The sequence below is a fragment of the Nocardia shimofusensis NBRC 100134 genome (assembly GCF_001613125.1).
Taxonomy (GTDB): Bacteria; Actinomycetota; Actinomycetes; order Mycobacteriales; family Mycobacteriaceae; genus Nocardia; species Nocardia shimofusensis.
This window is the reverse complement of record NZ_BDBT01000022.1, coordinates 1-14,707: the sequence shown is the minus strand read 5'-3', so window position 1 is coordinate 14,707 and position 14,707 is coordinate 1. Positions and strand designations below refer to the sequence as shown.

At 68.9% G+C, this 14,707-nt stretch carries 11 protein-coding genes and 4 tRNA genes; 4 read left to right on the top strand and 11 right to left on the bottom strand.

The window, feature by feature from the left end:
• Positions 1-126: 126 nt before the first annotated feature.
• The 4 genes from NS3_RS19965 to NS3_RS19950 form a co-directional block, all read right to left on the bottom strand.
• A complete protein-coding gene (locus tag NS3_RS19965; RefSeq protein WP_067862015.1) occupies positions 127-981 on the bottom strand; it encodes an NHL repeat-containing protein in 855 nt (284 codons plus the stop codon).
• A gap of 369 nt (positions 982-1,350) precedes the next feature.
• Positions 1,351-2,442 (bottom strand): 3-deoxy-7-phosphoheptulonate synthase, encoded by a 1,092-nt coding sequence (locus NS3_RS19960; protein WP_067862013.1) that lies wholly within the window; start codon positions 2,440-2,442, stop codon positions 1,351-1,353.
• 236 nt (positions 2,443-2,678) lie between these two features.
• Positions 2,679-3,152 (bottom strand): carboxymuconolactone decarboxylase family protein, encoded by a 474-nt coding sequence (locus tag NS3_RS19955; protein WP_067862012.1) that lies wholly within the window; start codon positions 3,150-3,152, stop codon positions 2,679-2,681.
• A gap of 143 nt (positions 3,153-3,295) precedes the next feature.
• Positions 3,296-4,168, bottom strand: coding sequence for an oxidoreductase (locus NS3_RS19950; protein WP_067862009.1), 873 nt, complete (start codon positions 4,166-4,168; stop codon positions 3,296-3,298).
• 93 nt (positions 4,169-4,261) lie between these two features.
• On the opposite strand from NS3_RS19950, the gene NS3_RS19945 reads away from it, so the two are divergent.
• Complete coding sequence (locus tag NS3_RS19945; RefSeq protein WP_067862005.1) at positions 4,262-5,872, top strand: (2,3-dihydroxybenzoyl)adenylate synthase; 1,611 nt, start codon at positions 4,262-4,264, stop codon at positions 5,870-5,872.
• A gap of 147 nt (positions 5,873-6,019) precedes the next feature.
• Here NS3_RS19945 and nbtS read toward each other — a convergent pair whose 3' ends face one another.
• Positions 6,020-7,333, bottom strand: a complete 1,314-nt coding sequence (gene nbtS / locus NS3_RS19940) for a nocobactin biosynthesis salicylate synthase NbtS (RefSeq protein WP_067862002.1) — start codon at positions 7,331-7,333, stop codon at positions 6,020-6,022.
• Positions 7,334-7,549: 216 nt separating this feature from the next.
• Here nbtS and NS3_RS19935 point away from each other — a divergent pair, with 216 nt between their 5' ends.
• Positions 7,550-9,988: a glycerol-3-phosphate 1-O-acyltransferase gene (locus NS3_RS19935; RefSeq protein WP_067862000.1), complete on the top strand. Its 2,439-nt coding sequence runs from the start codon at positions 7,550-7,552 to the stop codon at positions 9,986-9,988.
• Positions 9,985-11,448: a 1-acylglycerol-3-phosphate O-acyltransferase gene (locus NS3_RS19930; protein ID WP_067861996.1), complete on the top strand. Its 1,464-nt coding sequence runs from the start codon at positions 9,985-9,987 to the stop codon at positions 11,446-11,448. Before NS3_RS19935 ends, NS3_RS19930 begins: the two co-directional genes overlap by 4 nt.
• 19 nt (positions 11,449-11,467) lie before the next feature.
• On the opposite strand, the gene NS3_RS19925 is transcribed toward NS3_RS19930, so the two are convergent.
• The 6 genes from NS3_RS19925 to NS3_RS19900 form a co-directional block, all read right to left on the bottom strand.
• The gene (locus tag NS3_RS19925; protein WP_281205994.1) at positions 11,468-12,187 is read right to left on the bottom strand and encodes a polyprenol monophosphomannose synthase; all 720 of its coding nucleotides are present in this window, start codon (positions 12,185-12,187) and stop codon (positions 11,468-11,470) included.
• Positions 12,188-12,421: 234 nt separating this feature from the next.
• The gene (locus NS3_RS19920) at positions 12,422-12,604 is read right to left on the bottom strand and encodes a hypothetical protein (protein ID WP_067861990.1); all 183 of its coding nucleotides are present in this window, start codon (positions 12,602-12,604) and stop codon (positions 12,422-12,424) included.
• Positions 12,605-12,689: 85 nt separating this feature from the next.
• A tRNA-Phe gene (locus NS3_RS19915) sits at positions 12,690-12,763 on the bottom strand.
• A 58-nt stretch (positions 12,764-12,821) separates the two neighbouring features.
• Positions 12,822-12,895: transfer RNA gene (locus tag NS3_RS19910), tRNA-Asp, on the bottom strand.
• A 29-nt stretch (positions 12,896-12,924) separates the two neighbouring features.
• Positions 12,925-12,997, bottom strand: a tRNA-Glu gene (locus NS3_RS19905).
• A gap of 94 nt (positions 12,998-13,091) precedes the next feature.
• Positions 13,092-13,757 (bottom strand): TetR family transcriptional regulator, encoded by a 666-nt coding sequence (locus NS3_RS19900; protein WP_067861985.1) that lies wholly within the window; start codon positions 13,755-13,757, stop codon positions 13,092-13,094.
• Positions 13,758-14,625: 868 nt separating this feature from the next.
• On the opposite strand from NS3_RS19900, the gene NS3_RS19895 reads away from it, so the two are divergent.
• Positions 14,626-14,698, top strand: a tRNA-Lys gene (locus NS3_RS19895).
• Positions 14,699-14,707: the final 9 nt, after the last annotated feature.

Below are 14,707 nucleotides of genomic sequence, written 5' to 3'. Positions count from 1 at the left end.
GCGATCCTCGGCCGGGCAGCGGCCACGCATCGAGCCGGACCCCGACCGGTGACATTCGGGGCCCGGCTCGTTCATGCACTTCGGACAGCGTCACTCACCGCTCGAGTGGCGCGCTCCCCGACTCGATCAGAAGGCGCTGCCGCCGAGGCAGACCGACCCCGTGCAGCCACCCACACCCACGTCGATACCGGCGGGCGAGCTCAGGCCGGTGGCGATCTCGGTGAGCGTTCCACCGGTGACCGGCAGCGAGTACACGGTGCCGCTCTGGTCCTCGGTGAGGTAGAGCGTGTCGCCGTCGACCGCGATGCCCAGACCCACGTTCAGCTCGGCCAGCTCGGTCGGCGTGCCGCCCGTGACCGGCACGGACCAGACCGGACCGACGGAGCTGGTGATGTACAGGGTGCCGTTGTCGGCCGCGATGGCCAGCGGGTTGGTCAAGCCGCTCACGACGGTGGTCGGCGTGCCGCCGGTGACCGGCACCGAGACGACACTGCCCGTCATGGAATTGATGGTGACGTACACCTGGCCGTTGTACACCGCGATGCCGCCGGCGTTGCCCAGGTCTTCCAGCAGCACCTCCGGCGTGCCCCCGACCTTCGGCACCGCGTACACGGTGCCGGAGTCGACGATGAACAGGGTGTCCCCGGAGATCGCGATGTAGCTCGGCGCGGACAGACCGGGAATGACCAGCGGTGTGGCCGTTCCACCGCTGGTCGGCGCCGTGACGATCCGGCCCGCGCCGGACTCGGAGATGTAGAGAGTATCGCCGTCGACCACGACGTCGAAGGGGGAGCTCAGGCCGGTGACCAGGGGGTCGACAGCACCGTCCTCGGAGACGGCCACCACCGTGCCCGCGGTGCTCTCGGCGACGAACAGGGTCTTCTCGCCGATGGCGGCCGCCGGACCCGCGCCCGGCCCGACCATCGCGGCGGCGAGGGCCGTCACGAACAGCAGCAGCGCCGAAGCCGCCAGGGTGACCACGCCGCCGAACCCACGACGGGTGCCGCCTCGGCGACCACGGTGGCTCGCTGAGCGAACCGATACGACATGCAGATTCACGCTTGTCCTCACTCTCCGAAGGAATTCTCGAAATGACGGAATTTCAGGAGCAGCGCACGACCAGGACCCAATACCGAACAAGCCGTCGGGGCCCCCGGGATCGCGCGCCGAGTGGAGCGATCTCTTGCGAATGCCGCACAACCGTATCGAAACAAAAGGCCAGGTCAAGTACCACAGGCGTTTCAGAGTGGGGCAGGCGAGACAACGCCTGGCCCCGTTTCCCGCGCGACAACCCACGCGCGGGTGACGGGACAGGGCGGTATCAGGGGATGCGCGAAACTTCGGGCGGAATCAGAGCCCGCGCCGACGCCGGACCGCGTCCGCCAGCAGGTCCAGCTGCCGTGCCGTGGTGTCCCAGTCGATGCAGGCATCGGTGATCGACTGGCCGTAGGCGAGCTCGCCGGAATGCCCGAGGGTGAGGTCCTGACGACCCGCCACCAGGAAGCTCTCCAACATCAGACCGACAACCTCGCGCTCGCCGGCGGCGATGCGGCCCGCGAGGTCGGCGACGACGTCGACCTGCTTGTTGTGGTCCTTGTTGCTGTTGCCGTGGCTGGCGTCCACCACGACCCGCCGCGGCAGCGACGCCTTCTCCAGTCGCAGGCATGCGTCGGCGACGGAGGCCGAGTCGTAGTTGGTGCCGTTGCTGCCGCCGCGCAGGATCACGTGGCAGTCCGGGTTGCCGGAGGTGCGGATCAGCGCGGCGCGCCCGTCGAGGTCGGTGCCGGGGAACACATGGCTGGCCGCGGCCGCGCGCACACCGTCGACCGCGACCTGCACATCACCGTCGGTGCCGTTCTTGATGCCGACCGGCATGGACAGCGCGCTGCTGAGCTGCCTGTGCACCTGGCTGGCCGCGGTACGCGCGCCGATCGCGCCGTAGGAGACCAGATCGGCGATGTACTGCGGGGTGATCGGGTCGAGGAACTCGCACGCCACCGGCAGCCCGAGCGCGGTGATGTCGACCAGCAGCTTGCGGCCGATGCCCAGGCCGGTGTTGACGTCGAAGGAGCCGTCCAGGTGCGGATCGTTGATCAGCCCCTTCCAGCCCAGGCTGGTGCGCGGCTTCTCGAAGTAGACCCGCATCACGATGTGCAGATCCTCGCCCAGTTCGTCGGCCTTGGCGGCCAGGCGGCGCGCGTAGTCCAGGGCGGCGGCGGGATCGTGCACCGAGCACGGCCCGACGATCACCATCAGGCGATCGTCACCACCATCGAGCACCTCGACGGTGGCCTTGCGGCCCGCGCGCACGGTATCGGCGTGGGCATCGGTGATCCGGTGGACCATGCGCACCTCGGCGGGCGAGCGCAACGGGCTCACCGCGAGGGTGCGCTGGTGATCGAGGTCGGCATGGCGTGCGTCGACGTCTACCGCTGTGGTCATCGTGGTCGTTTCCTTTTCTCCAGGCCGACCCACGGAAATCATGAACACCGTAGAGCCGGTCCATCATCCGGCTCGGGGTGGGATAGTCAGCGCAGGTGGTTGCCGCAGACCGACCCACCCGGGGCCGGCTTGCTAAACCAGAAATACGCGCGCTGCACGACAGAAACCATACCAGCGGTCCACGCCGCGGTGACGCGGGGGCGACGGAGGTCACCGCCGCGCCCCCGCGTGGACGGTCAGTGGAACTGGCCGGGGACGTAGCCGCCCGCGGGCGTGCGGCTGATGACGTTCATCCGGTTGTAGGCGTTGATCAGGGCGATCAGCGAGATCAGCGCCGCGATCTGCTCGGCGTCGTAGTGCTTCTCCACCTGCGCCCAGGTCTCGTCGGACACGCCCTGGTGTGTGTCGGCCAGCCGGGTGCCCTCCTCGGCCAGCGCGAGTGCGGCCCGCTCGGGTTCGGTGAACGCGGTGGCCTCGCGCCAGGCCGAGACGAGGTTCAGCCGCAGCGGATCCTCACCGGCGTGGACGGCGTCCTTGTAATGCATGTCGACGCAGAACCCGCAGCCGTTGATCTGGCTGACCCGCAGCAGCACCAGTTCGCGGGTGGCCGGGGCCAGCGTGGATTCGCCCACGACCATGCCCGCGTTGTTGATCCGCTTGACGAACTTCGCGCCGAGAGCCTGTCCCGCATAGTCGAACCGCTGTTCCATGATCTGCTCCTCGATGTCTCGCCCCGGCCTCCCGCCGAGGGGCTCACACACAGACGACGTCGCAGACCACCGGAGTGTGACACCCCGAGAAGTGACGGTCCTCACAATGTTCCGGCGCGACTCGGAACGACGCGGGCTCGGACTCAGATCGAGTAGGTGACCCCGGTGAGGCGCTCGGACAGTGCGAACAGTTCACGCGCCACCGTCTCGTCGCGGGAGGCCTTCGACGACCCGCAGCGAGCGGGATGGCCGCGCATACCGCCGAACTTGTCGGGACCGTAGAAAGCACCCGGCTCGACGGGCTCGGTGGCGGCGAAAAGCTGCGGCAGCGCGCCGCTCTCGGCACTCTGGGCCAGCATCCGGTTGCCCACGGCCATGATCGAGTCCATGAACGATTCGGTGTGCGACTGCAGATCCGTCGCCGCGTAGCCGGGGTGGGCGGCCACCGAGAGGATCGGTGACCCGGCCGCGGTGAGCCTGCGCTGCAACTCGTAGGCGAACATCAGGTTCGCCAACTTGGCCTGGCCGTAGGCGAGCCAGCGCTGATACCGCCTGCGTTCCCAGTTCAGGTCGTTCAGGTCGATCTTGCCGACAGCGTGCGCGCCGCTGGAGACGGTGACCACCCGATCGGCGATCTTGTCCAGCAGCAGTCCGGTGAGCGCGAAGTGACCGAGATGGTTGGTGCCGACCTGCATTTCGAAGCCGTCGGCGGTGCGGCGCTTCGGCACCGCCATCACCCCGGCGTTGTTGATCAGCACGTCGACCCGCTCGACGCCGGCGGCGAAGGCGCGCACCGAGGACAGGTCGGCCAGATCGAGCGAACGGACGTCCGCGCGCGGCCCGAGATCGGCGGCGACACGTTCGGCCTTGGCCAGATCACGGCAGGCCATGATCACCTGGGCGCCCTTGGCCGCCAAGACCCGGGCGGTGACGGCGCCGAGTCCGCCGTTGGCACCGGTGACGACGAAGGTCCGACCGGTCTGATCAGCGATATCCGCGGCTTCCCAGCGACTCATGCGAAGAGTCTAGCCCGGATGATCAGTCGCCACCCGGAGTTGAGATAGGGTTGCCTAACCTCATCCGACACCACCGGAACCCAGCGAGGAATCGTGACGACAACCACCGACCATCGGGACGGCTATGTGCCCTTTCCCGCCGAGACGGCCGAGGCCTACCGGGCCGCGGGCTACTGGACCGGCACTCCGCTCGGCGACCTGCTGCGTACCACCGCGAAGCAGCACCCCGAGCGCATCGCTCTGCGCACCGACGAGGGCACCCGCGACTACGCCTGGGTGGACGCCGAAGCCGACCGGATCGCGCACGGCCTGATCGCCCTGGGCATCACGCCCGGTGACCGAGTGGTCGTCCAGCTGCCGAACGTGCCGGAATTCCTGACGATCCTGTTCGGCCTGCTGCGCGCGGGCGCCATCCCGGTGCTGACCCTCCCCGCGCACCGCAGGGCCGAGATCGAGCACCTGACCGCGCTGTCGGAGGCGGTGGGTTATGTCATCGCCGACACCTTCGGCGATTTCGACTACCGCGAGCTGGCCGAGACCGTGCGGGAGCGGGTTCCGAGCCTGCGCCATGTCCTGGTGCTCGGCGACCCCGGACCGTTCACCGATCTGAACAGCATTGCCCGCGAAGGCGATCCGCTGCCCGAGATCGATCCTTCCGGCATCGCGTTGATGCTGGTCTCCGGCGGCACCACCGGCCTGCCCAAGCTGATCGCGCGCACCCACGACGACTACGTCTACAACGCCACCGCCAGCGCCGAGATCTGCGCACTCACCGCCGACGACGTATATCTGGCGGCCCTGCCCGCGGCGCACAACTTCCCGCTCGCCTGCCCCGGCATCCTCGGCAGTGTGAGCGTCGGCGCCTCGGTGAGCTTCGTCGGCGATCCGAGCCCGGAGAACGTCTTCGCCGCCATCGAGCGCCACGGCGTGACGGTGACGGCCGTGGTGCCGCCGCTGGCCCAGTTGTACTGCGCGGCGGTGGAATGGGAATCCGCCGACCTGAGTTCGCTGCGCCTGCTGCAGGTCGGCGGCGCGCGGCTGGCCGATGTGAACGCCAGGGAGGTCACGCCCGCGCTGGGCGCGCGGCTCCAGCAGGTGTTCGGCATGGCCGAGGGCCTGCTCAACTACACCCGGCTCGACGACCCCGACGAGCTGATCTGCACCACCCAGGGCAGGCCGATGTCGCCCGCCGACGAGCTGCGCGTGGTCGACGGCGAGGGCAACGACGTCGCCCCCGGCGAGGAGGGCGAACTGCTGACCCGCGGCCCCTACACCCTGCGCGGCTACTACCGGGCCCCCGAGCACAATGCCCGCGCCTTCACCCCCGACGGTTACTACCGCAGCGGTGATCTGGTGCGCCGCCTGGCATCCGGGCACCTGATCGTCTCCGGCCGGATCAAGGACGTCATCAATCGCGGCGGCGAGAACATCTCCTGTGACGAGCTCGAGGAGCACCTGCTGGCGTATCCGGCGGTCCGGCACGCCGCCGCGGTCGGCCTGCCCGACGCGGCCCTGGGCGAGAAGGTGTGCGCGGTGCTGGTGGTCGACGGCGAGATGCCGAGCCTGCCGCAGATCAAGACCTTCCTCACCGAGCGCGGGCTGGCCACCTACAAGCTGCCCGATGTGCTGCGGCAGACCGATGTCCTGCCGATCACCGCGGTCGGCAAGATCGACAAGAAGGCTCTGCGGGCCACCTACAGCTGATCGGCCCGGCCCCGCTCCGCCCCGGCCCCGCTCCGCCCGTCGGCCCGGCCTCCCGGGAAGGGCCGCCGCTCCGCGAGCCGGCCACCACGCGAGACGGGCGGCGCACCGGAAACTGCGCCGCCCGTGCGCGTTTGCGCCGGCGGTCGGTCAGGCCTTGACCACGTAGGGAGCGATACTGCCGAGCTTCTCGCAGGTCTCCTCGAACTCCCGCTCCGGCGTGGACTGCCCCACCACGCCCGCGCCCGCGCGCAGCCACGCGCCCTCGGCGGTCTGGTAGACCGCGCGCAGCACCAGGGTCGCCTCCAGCGCACCGGTCGGCGAAACCGTCACCACCGCACCGGAATACAACCCACGCGGCGCGCCGTCGAGCCGGAAGACCGAATCCACGCCTTCGCGCTTCGGGATGCCCGACGCGGTGACCGACGGGAACAGCACCTCGAGCGCGTCCCAGCCGGAGCGATCGGCGGCAAGCGTGCCGCGCACCGTGGAGGCCAGGTGCTGCACGCTACCGCGCTCGCGCACCGCCATGAAGTCCGACACCGCCGGGGTGCCCGGATCGGCGACCGAGCTGATCTCGGCGAAGGACAGCTGCACCGAGATGGCGTGCTCCACGATCTCTTTCGGATCGCTGACCAGATCGGCGCGCGCGGCCATGTCCTCGGCGTGGCCGCGGCCGAAGGCGCGGGTGCCCGCCAGCGGCTCGGTGGTGACCACCCGGTCGTCGTCGACGGAGACGACCAGCTCCGGGCTGAACCCGGCCGATTCCAGGCCGCCCAGGCGCAGCAGGTAGGAGCGTGCCGGGGTGTTGTTGGCGCGGCCGAGGCGGTAGGTGGCCGGCACGTCGACGGTGAAGGGCAGATCCACCTTTCGCGACAGGATCACCTTCTGGTACTTGCCCGCGCCGATCTCGGCGACGGCCGCGGCGACCCGGTCCCGATATCCGGTCGGGTCGATGCGCACGTCGACCGGCTGGGCGCGCGGCAGTTCGGTGTCCTGCGCGGACGCGATGAGATCGTGGATGTCGGCGGCCTCTTGGGGGGTCGCGCCCACGATCCGCACGCCGGACTCGTCGACGGTCACCTCGACGCGCGGAATCATCAGATGCGCCAGCGACGTCCGCTCGTCGACGTGCGCGGTCGCCCGCAGCGCCCAGGCGCAGAACTCGAATCCGATCCAGCCGTAGGCACGGGCGGAGTGCGCGGGCAGCATGGCCAGTGCGCGATCGACGGCGCGGGCGGGCGAGCCCTCCCAGGCTGTCACCGTGGTCTCGCCCGCCCAGCCGACCCGCAGCTCGGTGGCGTCGAGCTCGATGCTGCCGATCGGGTCGGCGGCGAAAACCCACTGCCCGGGACGCTCGTACATCACGTATTCGCCGAAACGATCCGCACTCGCCAATCGGGACATCGCTGCCGCCGGATCGGTTACATACTCAACGCGAGAGCGCTCATCCGTCGTCGACAACGATCCTCCAGAATTAAGATGACCTAACTTGATGCGAAGTAAGGTTAGCATTACCTGTCTCGCGTGGTGGGTCTGCTCGAGAGCCCGGCGTCGCCTCGACGAACTCGGGGTCGCGAAGTCAGGGCGCAAGATCACCGCACGCGAGACAATGGGGTGCCGTGACTTCGGCGACCCCGCCGCACCGGGCGGCGGGGCCGACAGCCAGACGGAGGCCCCATGATCGAGCCCGCCGCTTCGCAGCCACCACGCCCGGCGCCACGGTCGGTGGTCGCCTTGGTGGACGCGTCCTCCGGCGTCGAGCGCGAACTGATCGGCACCTGGCTGGCCGAGGGCGGCATCGCGGAGGAATTCCGCACCGACGCCCCTATCACCCAGCTCGATCTGGACGCCGCCGCGGTCGCCGCCCGGCTGGTCGGTCGCCGCGACGATCCGCTGGTGGTCCCGGTGCGGGTGCTGTGGCTGCCGCCGGAACGCGACGGCGTGCGGCGCATGAGCTTCGGCGATCTGGCCATGCTGACCAATCCGCGCAAGCCCAATCGGCTCGTACAGCGCAGGCTTTCACGCAAGGCCCCCGATCGGCACGTCATCCTCACCGGTGCGCCCGCCCTGCTCAGCGAGTTGCGCGCCAACCACCCCGAAGCGGCCGCCCTGTACACCACGGGTAGCGCCGAGCCCTTCGCGCGCGCCATCGTGCGCGCCGCGGTGGTGGCGCTGGAACGCGCCGAACGCACCGTGATCGGCGACCGGTACAAGGTGCCCCGGCTGGTGGCGGAGGAGATCCTGGACTCGCCGGAGTTCCTGCGCCGCCTGGAACTCATCGCCGATCGGATCGACGCCGACCCGCAGGATGTCTACCGCCGCGCGGAGAAGGGGCTCAACGAACTGGTGGCCGCCCAGTCGCGGCTGGTGTCGGACCTGTTCACCCAGGCCATGCGCCCGGTGCACGCCTCCACCTGGAAGGTCGACACCGATGCCACCGGCCTCGCCCGGCTGCGCACGCTCAACCGCAGCTATCCGCTGGTCTTCCTCCCCTCGCACCGCTCCTACGTCGACGCGTTCGTGCTCGGTGACGTGCTCGCGCGCAACGACTTCCCGCCCAATCACGTCATCGGCGGGGCCAACCTGGGGTTCTGGCCCATGGGGCCGATCGCCCGGCGCACCGGCACGGTGTTCATCCGCCGCAGCTTCGGCGACGACGAGGTCTACAAAGCGGTCGTCGAGGAGTATTTCGCCTATCTGCTGAGCAAGCGCTTCAACCTGGAGTGGTACTTCGAGGGCGGGCGCACCAGGACCGGCAAGCTGCGCCCGCCGCGCTACGGCCTGCTGAACTACCTGGCCGCCGCGGTGCGGGCCGACCGCGTCGACGACGTGATGCTGGTGCCGGTCTCGATCACCTACGAACGTCTCAACGAGCTCGGCGCCATCGCCACCGAACAACTGGGCGGGCGCAAGAAGCCCGAGGGCCTGACCTGGCTGGCCCGCTACATCCGCTCGCAACAACACTCGGCCGGGCACGTCTACGTCCGCTTCGGCGAACCGCTCTCGGCGCGCGCTCGCCTGGCCGCGCTCGGCGACCCGATGCACAAGGCGACGGTCACCATTCCGCTGCACGGCCCCGACGGCGCGGCGCCTGTCCCGGCGCCCGCCGAGGAGGAGATCGCCGAGAAGGAACGCCGCGCCGTGCAATTGCTGGCCTTCGAGGTGGCCGTCGGCATCAACAACGTCACCCCGATCACGGTGAACGCGCTGGCCACCCTGGCCCTGCTCGGCGTCGAACAGCGCGCACTCACCCTCGGTGAGGTCCGCGCGCTGCTCGCCCCGGTCATCGCCTACATCGGCCGCCGCGAACTGCCCTCCGGCGAACTCACCGCACTGACCGAGGAACCCTCGCTGGCCGTCGTGCTCGAGCAGCTCTCGCTGGCCAGGGTGGTGACGGTCTATCGCGGCGGTATCGAGCCGGTGTATTCGATCGAGAGTGGCGCGCATCTGGAAGCCGCGTTCTATCGCAACAGCGCGGTGCACTGGTTCGTCGACCGCGCCATCATGGAGCTGTCGGTGCTGGCCGCGATCGAAGCCGCCGACGACAATCTGCGCGCGGGCTGGGAAGAGGCGTTCCGGCTGCGCGATCTGCTCAAGTTCGAGTTCTTCTTCCCCGACCGCGCCGAGTTCTCCGAGCGGATCACCGCGGAGATGCTGCTGGTGGACCCGGAATGGAACGCCAGGGGCAGGGAGACCCAGGGCAGCGAGATCGTCGCGCGACTGCGCGGATCGGGCTTCATGATGGCTCACCGCGTGCTGCGCTCGTTCTTCGACGCCCAGCTGGTGGTGGCCGAACGCCTGGCGGACAAGGACGCCGCCGCGCCGATCGATCGCAAGGAACTGATCGCCGAATGCGTGTCGGTGGGCAAGCAGATGCTGCTGCAGCGGCGCCTGCACAGCCCGGAGTCGGTGTCCACCGAGCTGTTCTCCAGCGCGATCAAACTCGCCGACAACTACCACCTGATCGAGCCCGCCGAGGCGACAGCAGCCGCCGACCGCACCGACCTGACCCGGCGGCGCGCCGAGTTCGCCACCCAGCTGCGCGCGATCAGCTCCCGCATCTCACTGGCAGCCAACCTCGATCCGTCCAACACGCTCGGCCCGGTGACACGATGAGCGACACAGCGGCGCCCCAGGACCTCACCGGGCTGCTCGCGCGCATCCGCTCCGGACCGGCCGGACCCGAGGTGCTCGCGGTGTTCGACCTGTCCGCTGTACTGGACGGGTTCGCCGCCCCCTCGGCGCTGCGCCGCACCCGGCCCGGCGGCGTCCGCGACCCCGCCGCCCGTATCCTGCTCGACGGGTTCCAGCCCACACTGACCGACGGCGGCTACAGCCGCTTCCTGCACCAGGCCTCGGCGCGACTGGCCGGGCGCCGCCGGGACGAGCTCGCCGAGCTGGGCGTGCGGCTGTTCCGGCGCGATGTCTACGGCCACCTGTTCCCCGAGGCATGGCAACTCGTCCACGCGCACCTGGCGCGGGGGCACACCGTGGTGCTGGTGAGCGCGCTGACCGAGTGCCAAGTCGCGCCGGTCGCCGCCGAACTCGACATCGAACACGTGCTGTGCACGGCCATGGACACCGACGCCGACGGCGCGCTCACCGGCTATGTCGCGGGCAAGACGCTGTGGCGCAACGGCAAAGCCCAGGCTGTGCGGGCCTTCGCGATCGAACGCGGCCTCGACCCGAAGGCCGGCTACGCCTACAGCGGCGCGACCACCGATCAGCCGCTGCTGGCGCAGAGCGCGCACCCGGTGGTGATCAATCCCGATCGGATCCTGCGCGCGGCCGCCGGCGATCACGACTGGCCGGTGGTGTCGTTCCGGCGCAGGCGTGATCCACAGCTGGTCGACTACGTCCGGACCGTCGCCGGATTCGCCGCGCTGCTGCTCGGCGCCTTGTCCGGTGTGCTGGCCAAGTCCTACACCCGCAAGCGACGGGCGATGGCCGACGGGCTGATGGCCTTCGGCACGGCGGCGACACTGGCCACGCTCGGAGTGCGGGTCAGGGTGAGCGGGGCCCGCAACGCCCGTTCACCGCGACCGGCGGTGTTCCTGTTCAATCACCAGAGCCAGTTCGACGTGATCATCGTCCCGCATGTCCTGCACGGCGGCGTGACCGGAATCGGCAAGAAGGAACTCACCCGGAATCCGGTCTTCGGACCACTCATGCGCTTCGTGGGGGTGACCTTCATCGACCGGTCCAGCACCGAGAAGGCCAGGGCCGCGCTGGCGCCGGTGGTCCATACCCTGCGCGAGGGGCTGTCCATCGCCGTGTCACCGGAGGGCACCCGGTCCTATTCCCCCGCGGTCGGCCCGTTCAAGAAAGGGGCCTTCCACATCGCCCATCAGGCGGGCGTGCCGATCATCCCGGTGGTGATCCGCAACGCCGGTGAGATCGCGAGGCGCAATTCGATGGTCGCGCGTGCGGGCACGGTGGACGTGGCGATCCTGGAACCCATCGATGTGCGCGAATGGGATCTCGCCGAGCTGGACGCGCAGGCCGAACGGGTGCGGCGACTGTTCGTCGACACCCTGCTCGACTGGCCCGAACCCGACGAGGCCGCGCCGCGCTAGTCCGCAGCGGCGGCGCCGGTCAGACCGAGCGGCCGAACAGCAGCTTCCACGGCATGAGCGCCGATTCCAGCTGCACCTTCAGACTCATCTTGGAGGCGCCCAGGGTCCGCTCCTCGAAACGGATCGGCACCTCGGCGATGGCGATGCCCTTGCGGACGGTTCGGTAGTTCATCTCCACCTGGAACGAGTAGCCGTTGCTGCGGATGGAGGCGACGTCGATGGCGCGCAGGGTGTCGGCCTTCCACGCCTTGAAACCGGCGGTGGCGTCCTTCACCCCCAGGCGCAGGATGAGGTTGACGTAGAAGTTGGCCCAGGCCGAGAGCGCCTTGCGGTACCACTTCCACTCCTCGGCGGTGGAACCGCCGGGCACGTAGCGGGATCCGAGCACCACGCCCGCATCGGATTCGCTCAGCTTCGCCAGCATCGCCGGAATGACCTCGGCGGGATGCGACAGATCGGCGTCCATCTGGATGACCACGTCGGCGCCTTCTTCCAGCGCCCGGGTGATGCCCGCGACGTAGGCGCGGCCGAGGCCGTCCTTCTCGGTGCGGTGCAGCACGCCCACCACGTCGGGCAGTTCGACGGCGAGCTTGTCGGCGACCTCCCCCGTGCCGTCCGGGGAGTTGTCGTCCACGACGAGGACATGCAGGTCGGGTACCGCCAGCGCGGTCAGCCGGTCCACCGCCACCGGCAGATTCTCCCGCTCGTTGTAGGTCGGCACAACAACGGTAACCCTCAAGGGTCGCCCTCCCTGCTCACCTGTCCAGCTCGCCGGCCCAGGCCGGACCGGGACGAGCGATAGTCGATTACCGAGAAACCGTACTCGATCCGCCTGATGAGCAGCTGAGCGGCCGCGGCCGGGACGCGTGCGGACGCCGGACCGAGATCGAGTCACCGACCTGCGGCAACGTGCCCGCACACCGGGTGGCAGCGACTCGGGCCGGCGAAAACGGTTGTCGCGCAGCGGCGCTTGTCAGTCGCCCTCGCGCCAGGACCGGTCGCGAGCGTCCTCGCGCTCGTTGCGCGCCTGCGCGATCTCCAGAGCCCGCTCGGCCGTGGCCTGATCCGGATACGGACCCATCCGATCCTGGAACCAGCATTGCCTGCCCCGCTCGGCCCGCTGGTGCTTCAAGCAGTAGTACCACCGTTCAGCCATGCCTCCAGCATTCCATCTCCGGGCCCCGGCCGGTTGTGCAGACGAAAAATCCCCCTGGCGAGTACTTGCGCCAGGGGGATGGACGTGGCCAGGGCCGGGATCGAACCGGCGACCTTCCGCTTTTCAGGCGGACGCTCGTACCAACTGAGCTACCTGGCCGCAGGCACCCGTTCCGAATGCCATACGCGAAGCGCCGGATTTCTCCGGCGCTTACTTGCGACCCTGACGGGACTCGAACCCGCGACCTCCGCCGTGACAGGGCGGCGCGCTAACCAACTGCGCCACAGGGCCTTGCTGTGCTACCAACAGTCCGAAGACCGTACCCCCTACGGGATTCGAACCCGCGCTACCGCCTTGAAAGGGCGGCGTCCTAGGCCGCTAGACGAAGGGGGCTCGCCCCGGATTTCTCCGGACCGGCTTTCAACGGTGTTCCGTTGGGAGCTCGCATAGCTTATGACAGCATCGCCGAGAGTTCCAAATCGGCTGGTCAGACGCCCAAACCGAGCTCTTCCAGCCGAGCCGACGCCGCCCACCCGTCGACGGCGAACTTCTCCCGCCACTCCGGCGTCGACATCGACTCGACGACGACCTCCAGCGCCTCCTGGAACCGGCCGCGCAGATCGGCCGCGGCGCCGGGCAGATCGATCAGATAGCGCTGGCCGGCCAGCGCCGCGCTCAGCGTGCGGGTGAAGCGATCCGGATCGGCGTCCTCACGCAGCTGTCCGTGCTCGACGGCCCGCTGCGCCAGCGAGTGCGTCGCCCGGATGAGGATGCGCCCGCCGCCCGCCTGGACGTCACGATAGAAGTCGGGCTCGATGATCAGCCGGTACTCCGCCTGCACGATGATGTCGTGCTCGAGTCGCAGGGCCAGCTCGTCGATCATGCCGTGCAGCACGTCGAGCGGACCCAGATCGGTTCGGGCCAGCCAGCGTTCGGCGGTGGCGCGGTAGCGCTCCACCGCCGTCTCCAGTACCGCCCTGGCCAGTTCTTCCTTGGAGTCGAAGTGGAAGTACATCGCCCCCTTGGTCGCGCGCGACCCTTCCAGGATTCTGTTCAGCGATGCCGCGGCATAGCCGCTCTTGCCGAATTCGACGGCCGCGGACCTGATTATCGCCGCCCGTGTCCGGCGGGCCCGCTCTTGCTGCCGTGCCATGCTCGAAACGCCTCCGAAGCTACTCACCGCCATTCGAAGCCCCCCGTAGGAACGGACCCCTGGCGCACTAGTTGAATAATTGAATACTTCGAGCCGGTTTTTCCGGTCCAATTCATACTTTCGGTATGAAAATGAACGAATTACGAATAACACACCGGCTGGTATAATTCTTCGTGCCCGGGTGCACCGCAGGGGGTGCGCACCCGGGCCCACCTACGTCCCGGACCTGCCTCCGATCAGCCTCCTGCGGCAATCGTTGCTGCGTGCGGACACTGCAATGACGTGTCGAAATCCGATCACCGGACGCGATGACGACCCCCTCGCGACGGCGATTCACCGGCACCGCATCGCCGAGAACCGCGCCACCGGAAGACGTATCACCGAAATCGGCGATTCGCCCGCAATTCATCAATGCGCCACGGTACCTGCAATCGCGTTGCGACACGCGGCAAACCGGGGAGTCCGATAGCCCACTCGACACAACTCGCATACAGCTAATGTTTCGCAATCCAAAAGGTCTGCGCAGCGGGTATTTACAATTCGCCACAGCCCCCGCGCCACCACGGCGCGAAGCCTGATTCCGGGACCGCATCGGCCGCGCGGGCCACCCGGGGCGGTCGGTCCCCAGCGCCACGCTCACACTCCCTCCGGGCGGCCTACCGAAGCAGAACCAAACTGATTGGTAGGCAACATGATTCGATAGTATCCAGCCGATGCCTGAATGAACAAAGCTGAGGCTCAACGCTTTCCCTCTCACCCGAGCGGCCGCACGCAGACCCGCGCCCGCCACTTCGCCCCACGCGCCCCCGGAGGTCCCTCGCTCCCGGTTTCCCGAACGAGGACCCTGCCCACTACACTGGCCGCACGCGCCCCTATAGCTCAGTTGGTAGAGCTACGGACTTTTAATCCGCAGGTCCCAGGTTCGAGCCCTGGTGGGGGCACCTCGGACA